The organism is Roseovarius sp., assembly GCF_018066915.1.
GTDB lineage: Bacteria > Pseudomonadota > Alphaproteobacteria > Rhodobacterales > Rhodobacteraceae > Roseovarius.
Window position 1 is genome coordinate 1 of record NZ_JAGPVV010000265.1, and the last position, 3,494, is coordinate 3,494.

Consider the following 3,494-nt stretch of genomic DNA (forward strand, 5'->3'; position numbering starts at 1 on the left):
TGCCGCGCCTTGGTCTTTCCTTGTTGTGAAATCGTGACTTGCAATCCGGGCAGGCTCCTCCTCCGACCCGGACCGATACCATCAGGCCGCGGCGCGGGCGCTGTCGAATTTTTGCCCCAGCACATCCATCGCCGCTTGCACGCCCCCGGCCCGGTACGGAACGCCGGCATCGCGCAGGCCCATTTCCACACCCGCAAGGGTGCCGATCAGCATGAGGTCGTTGAAGTCCCCCAAATGCCCGATGCGGAACACCTTATCCGCCACCTTGGACAGGCCATTGCCCAGAGACATATCATAGTTGCGCAAGGTCACAGCGCGGAAATTGTCGGCGGAATGGCTCTCGGGCACCATCACGGCGGTCAAAACCGGCGAGCGGTCGGATGCTTTCTTGCACAGCACCTCAAGCCCCCACGCCTCGACCGCCGCGCGCGCCGCAGCCCCGTGCCGCTTGTGCCGGGCAAAGACATTGTCGAGACCTTCTTCGTGCAGCATGTCGATCGCCTCGTTGAGGCCATAGAGCAGGTTGGTCGCGGGGGTGTAGGGGAAATAGCCGGAGTCATTGGGCCCGGCCATTTCCGCCCAACTCCAATAAGAGCGTTTGAGAGTGGCACTCTCGGAGACTTTCATCGCCTTGGCGCTGACCGCATTGAACGACAGGCCCGGCGGCAGCATCAATCCCTTTTGTGAGCCGGACACGGTGACATCGACGCCCCAATCATCATGCCGATACTCAACCGAGGCGAGCGATGAAATCGTATCGACCATCAAGAGCGCCGGATGCTTGGCGGCATCCATCGCGCGGCGCACGGCGGCCACATCGGTCACGGACCCGGTCGAAGTTTCATTATGCACCACGCAGACTGCCTTGATCTCGTGGCCCTTGTCCGCGCGCAGATGTTCTTCGATCTTTGCGGCATCCGCCCCGGCGCGCCAGTCGCTGTCGATAAAGACCGGGTTCAGCCCCAGCTTCAGCGCCAGTTTTTGCCAGAGGGTCGCAAAATGCCCGGTTTCATACATCAGCACCGTATCGCCCGGAGAGAGCGTATTGACCAGCGCGGCCTCCCACGCCCCGGTCCCGGAGGAGGGATAGATCACCACGCGGCTTTCGGTCTTGAAAATGCTTTTCATGCCCTCCAGCGCCTTGCGTCCGACATCGGCAAAGGCGGGGCCACGGTGATCCATGGTGGGATAATCCATCGCCCGCAGGATGCGATCCGGCACATTTGAAGGGCCGGGAATTTGCAGAAAGTGGCGGCCAGCGGTCATTGTCATTCCTCCCAGACACTGCGTCCTTGCCCGCCTGTCCGCCGCATTGCGGACTCGGATCAAGGTGAATTCTGTTGAATTGAATTCTGAATTCAATATTCTGTCAAGACCAAACTCAGGCCATCGACCGGATCAGAACCCCATGCTGGACAGCACGATACAAAGCCGCCTCAGCCGCGAGGTGCAGGGCGAAACGCGCTTTGATGCCTTTTCGCGCGGGCGTTACGCGACCGACGCCTCAATCTATCAGATCATGCCAGCGGGGGTAATTCTGGCCAAGGCGCCGGGGGATATTCTGGCGGCACTGGACGCCGCGCGAGAGGCGGGTGTGCCGCTGACGATGCGCGGTGGCGGCACGTCGCAATGCGGGCAGACGGTCAACTCCGGCCTGATCGTCGATTGCTCGAAATACCTCAACCGCATTCTCGAACTGGACGTTACGGGGCGGCGTGCGGTGGTCGAGCCGGGGATCGTTCTGGATGATCTGAACCGCGCGCTAAAACCGCATGGCCTGTGGTTTCCGGTCGATGTCTCGACCGCCTCGCGCGCCACCATCGGCGGCATGGTCGGCAACAACTCCTGCGGCTCGCGCTCGTTGCGCTATGGCACGACGCGGGACAATGTGGATAGGATCGAGGGGTTTTTGGCCGATGGCACCCCGTTCGATTTCGGCCCCGGATCGGGCAACCGCGTGCCGGAAACGCTCTTGCGACAAATGCTCGATCTAGGCGCGCGTGAGGCCGAAGAGATTGCCGCGCGCTTTCCCAAGGTGCAGCGCCGCGTAGGCGGCTACAATATCGACGCGCTGGTGCCCGGTGACAGGCCGATCAACCTTGCCCATCTGTTGATCGGGTCCGAGGGCACGCTCGCCACATCCACCGCCATCGAGATCAAGCTCTCGCCGCTACCCTCTAAAACCCGCGTTCTGGGGGTTTGCCATTTCCCAACCTTCCGCGCTGCGATGGAGGCCGCCAAACCGCTGGTGGCGCTTGGACCTACGTCGGTCGAACTGGTGGACAGCACCATGATCGACCTCGCCCGCGCGATCCCGATCTATGCCAAAACGCTGGAGCAATTCGTGCGCGGCGCGCCTGCTGCGATGCTCTTGGTCGAATTCGCCGACACCCCCCCCGAGAACGAAGAAAACATGCGCCGCTTGGCCGATACCATGTCGGACCTTGGCTATGGGTTCGGCAAGGGCGGCCCCCACGAGGGCGGCGTGGTCGAGGTCTGGGATATGGCCCTTGCCGCCGAGATTGGCGAATTGCGCAAGGCGGGGCTGAATATCATGATGTCGATGAAAGAGGCGGGCAAGCCTGTTTCCTTTGTCGAGGATTGCGCCGTGCCGCTGGAGCATCTGGCGGATTACACCGATCGGCTGACAGAGGTGTTTCATAGCCACGGCACCACCGGCACTTGGTATGCACATGCCTCTGAGGGCTGTCTTCATGTGCGCCCGGTTCTCAACCTCAAGCTGGAGCAAGACGTGCGCAAGATGCGCGAGATTGCCGAGGCGGCCTTTGCCATGGTGCGGGACTACAAAGGCTCGCATTCCGGCGAGCATGGCGATGGCATCGTGCGGTCAGAGTTTCACGGCGCGATGTTCGGCCAGCAAATCCTCAAGGCATTTGAAGAGGTCAAGGCGGCGTTCGATCCCGACACCCGCCTCAACCCCGGCAAGATCGTGCATGCGCCGAAAATGGATGACCGCAGCCTGATGCGCTATCCGCCGGGCTATGATTTCGCTGACCTCAAGACCGGGCATGACTGGTCCGCCTGGACCGGCAAGGGCGGCGGCTTTCAGGGCGCGGTCGAGATGTGCAACAACAATGGCGCCTGTCGCAAGCTGGCGGGCGGGGCGATGTGCCCCAGCTACCGTGTGACGCGCGACGAGCGGGACGCAACGCGCGGCCGCGCCAATACGCTACGGTTGGCCCTGTCGGGGCGACTTGGCAAAGAGGCGCTCTTTTCCGACGAGATGGCCGAAACGATGAAGCTCTGCGTCGGCTGCAAGGCTTGCAAGCGCGAATGTCCCACTGGCGTGGACATGGCCAAGATGAAGGCTGAGGTGCTGTATCAGCGTGGGCAAAAGCTGGGCTTCGGCCTGCGCGCGCGGCTGATTGCAGAGATGCCCCGCTATGCGCGGGTTGCCGTGGTGCTGCGTGGCCTCATCGCGCTGCGCAACCGCGTGCCGATGCTGGCAGCCCTGAGTGAGCGGATGACCGGGC

At 62.4% G+C, this 3,494-nt stretch carries 2 protein-coding genes; one reads left to right on the top strand and one right to left on the bottom strand.

The window, feature by feature from the left end; all coding sequences use genetic code 11:
- Window positions 1-81 precede the first annotated feature (81 nt).
- Complete coding sequence (locus KBT70_RS14915) at window positions 82-1,266, bottom strand: aminotransferase class V-fold PLP-dependent enzyme (protein ID WP_296635459.1); 1,185 nt, start codon at window positions 1,264-1,266, stop codon at window positions 82-84.
- A gap of 142 nt (window positions 1,267-1,408) precedes the next feature.
- Here KBT70_RS14915 and KBT70_RS14920 point away from each other — a divergent pair.
- A partial coding sequence (locus KBT70_RS14920; RefSeq protein WP_296635463.1) for an FAD-binding and (Fe-S)-binding domain-containing protein occupies window positions 1,409-3,494 on the top strand: 2,086 nt, incomplete at its 3' end.